This window comes from bacterium, assembly GCA_039961635.1.
Lineage (GTDB): Bacteria > 4484-113 > 4484-113 > JAGGVC01 > JAGGVC01 > JABRWB01.
This window is the reverse complement of record JABRWB010000083.1, coordinates 1-3,469: the sequence shown is the minus strand read 5'-3', so window position 1 is coordinate 3,469 and position 3,469 is coordinate 1. Positions and strand designations below refer to the sequence as shown.

Here is a 3,469-nt window from a genome sequence, read left to right as displayed (position 1 = left end):
CGTTCAAATCCAGCCAGTCGCCGGTGGAGTGCACAAGCGTCCATCCGTCGTCGTATATCCGCTCCGAGGTCGCGATGAACCCGTCCCGGTCGCGGTCGCGTGCAAGCCCGATCTCGCCGTCGCCGTTCACGTCCAGGGGCACCGCGAGCGGGTCGACCCCGACGCGCCGCCCGATGTTCGCCCGCAGCATATTCTCGTCGCCCTCGTTCACGATCCCGTCGCCGTTGAAATCCCCGTACAGCGGATTCCCCACGTCCACGTCGCAGATGATGTCGCCGAAGCCGATGTAATCCTCCTCCGGCTTGAAGAAGTAAGGCCGGTAATGTCGGTTTGAAAGGTACTTGATACCGGATACCGAAAAACCGCAGCTTGAGCCGTCCCACCAATTTGCGGGTGGAGTTGTTGTTGGCGAAAACTCGGAACCGATGAATGGATAAGTTTTGGAAATAAGAGCCGGAAATTGTGATATGGACTGGGGCGCGGTAAGGCTTGGGATTTCGACGAGCGGGATACCAGATTCGACGCGATCGCCGCCCGGTACACTTTGTCCGGAGCTCAAATTCACACGAGCTACAATCAGGCCGGTATGCCCCTTGCCGAATCCGTATCCGGGAAGTCCGGAAATCGGATCAAGAATCCAACCACCGCCGGCCTGATTTTCCATGTACCAGAACTCCGGCCAGCTTGCCGGATTGTATTCCAAGAATACTAGTTCCCGCGGATTGCTGCCCACATCCTGCGGCTTGATCGCTCTTGCATTTGTGTCGTACTTCGTGTTTAACAGACATGTCCAGCCTGCAACCGCCTTGTGTAGTCCCAGCGGAAATGCCCCACCGGCCATTAAATCGCAACTACGCAACACGGAATCCATTGGACTTCCGGTTGGATTCGTGTCGGGCCAGTTTAAAATATGCCCTATCTCGTGCAAAACCACTATCCTGTTGTAATTTTGAGCAAACAGTTCCGCGGGTTTTTCAGGATTTTCCTGAACGATCCAATCGGCATAGGATACCTTTATTACTCCCACAATTGCATCAAAGCCATCATAATTTGCCGTATATCCTTGGAGTGATGTACGCCCAGCGGTCCCCCAGCTAGGATATTTAATCTCTATTATTGGAGCATAAACAACATCGATTATGCGATATTTTTCGTCGATTACATATTTGTCTAATCCAAGTTCCGGGTGCTCGCGAATTATCCATTGAAGTCCGATGCCAGCTCCGTCGTTGAAATCCACTTCAACCGGCGAGAAGTCCTGCACAAAGCTAAGCGATAAGTATCCATAGGATTGGTCTAGGTAATATTGGCGGATACTTGGAAGAGGCCAGCCTGCTTCTGAATTGAAAACAGCTTCGTCTGCAAAGTAATTTGGATTTTTCACGGCAAATGGAACATCGGGACGGTAAATCCGCTTGACGCGTATATTCAGCTCTCTTGCAGCCATAGTTCCGGGAGTGTCGTGGTACGGGCTGCCTCTTTTGCTTTGCTCAAAATATATTTTGCTTTCCCACTGGGAATCGATGTAAGACTGCAAGGCAAATCCAGGCCATGCTTCGTCTGGAATATCGAAGCCATGGTATCTTGCAGAGATGTCGCGCCCGCAGGATGCTCCATCAGCGTGTTGGAAACATGAACCGAAATCGCAATGCATGCCATCAAGCTGCAAAACATCAAATGCATCGGTTGGAATCACGCGAATCTGCGGAAACGGTGTACTTTTGGCATAATTGCTTTCGAATGCGGAATCGCCGCGGCCGCAGCCCGAAAAGGCCACGGCCGCGGCGGTCGCAAGGCCGGTCAGCACGCACGCGAAGCGCAAATAACGCAATCCGGTCTTGCACATTGCGCTACTCCGGATCGCCTATCTGGAATGTGTAAATCGTGGGATTGACGTAATCGAAGTACTCCGGCGTAGCGTTCTCCGAATACCAGGTACGGTAAGAACCGTCGGCATACTCGACAAGTTGAACCGTCACGTATCCCTCGGAGTTGGCCTTGGTCGGAATCTGCAGCAGGCCAAGCGGTGCTGCTGTTCCAACCGGCACACCTTCATCAACTCCTATCCAGGAGTAATTCAGGTCTATCCTTCGGGAATTACCTGAGGTCGGCGTTGGCAAAACGAACCCGGGGAGAAACGTGTAGCTTTCCGTGATGTGGTGGTACCAGAACGAAGCCGCGGAGTTGAAGTAGTTGTAGGAGCAGTTATCCCAATCCACTATGTCGGAATCCTGGATCACCTGCACCGCAATGGAATTTAGGTTCCAAAGCGGAACCTCGTTTTCCAGAATCTCGAAATAGACGTTGATATCGTCTTCGGGGTCGATCACCTGCTCTGACGCGTTGACAAAAACGCGAACGGCGTCGGCGTTATTATCATCGCCAAGGTAAATCTGAAATTGATCCGATTCGTATCCTTCGTCCTCACCGTCGTAAGGAGTGACGGAAACCCAGAAGTAACCTGTGCCATCTTCAAAAGTCGGCACAGTATACCCGTACCCCACTGCACCGTTGTCATTCCAGAACCATCCTTCGGGGAGCGCGCTGAGGGGATCTTCCGCATCCGTCACTCCATCGTAGTAATGGAAGTAATGGAACCTGTCCTTTGTGTAAGGATCGGTGTCGTACATAATCGGGCCTTCAACCTCGAACGACTCGATGATGTCCCCGTCCTCCTCTTCCCGGATATTAACGATGTATCCATCTACCGTTTCGAGGTAGTTGTTGTTGACGTACGCATAGTCGCCTGCGCCAAGCCCGGACTCGATCGTTCCGTCATCGTCGTAGTCAACCGGATCGAGAAGCGGGTGCTCGGCAATGGTCCACGTGTTGTACGCGGCAAGCGGGGTCAAATCCCCAACAGCTACCTCGCTGGACAAGTCTCCATCACCACGATTCATCTCTCCCCAATGGATGTATCGGGGGAAATTGTCGTAAACATCCTCCCCCCCCACAATCTCCAAAACCGCGTCATTTGCTTCATCCGGCGCGTCGCTCGGATCCTTCGGAGGCTCCCAGGGCTCGTAGTTGAAAGTAATCGTGCAAATCGAGCCGCCATCTTTGGGTTCCTTTTCGGGGAAGTTGAGCATGCCCACCCAGAAAGCGAACTTGCCCTTTTCCTTATAGATGGGGGCAACCATCAGTTCGCTGTCGTCTTCGGGGAACATCGAACCTTTAGTAAGGTCCACGGGATTGTACTTGTCGGGATTGTATGTCACATATCCCAGCACACACTTCCAGTCGGCCTCCTCCCCAGCGGAAATTTCGAGGCAAAGCTTCCCGCCTTCTCCTTCTTCAAGAGACAAGTCATAGGCGTCGCCGCCTTTTTTATCCTGCGATCCGTCCGGATCGAGAGGTTCGAACGTAAATTCGTCACCTTCCGGCCCCGTAATGCTTGCCGTCGAGCGAAAAAGCTCCTGCTCCCCGCCCGGCTCGCCCGCGCCCGCGAGGACTTTCTTGCCTTTTCCGC

2 protein-coding genes are annotated in these 3,469 nt (G+C 53.0%); both read right to left on the bottom strand.

What is annotated here, in order from left to right; all coding sequences use genetic code 11:
* A partial coding sequence (locus HRF49_11265; protein MEP0815226.1) for a hypothetical protein occupies positions 1 to 1,846 on the bottom strand: 1,846 nt, incomplete at its 3' end.
* Between the two features lie 4 nt (positions 1,847 to 1,850).
* Positions 1,851 to 3,469 (bottom strand): hypothetical protein (locus tag HRF49_11260; GenBank protein ID MEP0815225.1); only part of this gene is annotated, 1,619 nt, incomplete at its 5' end.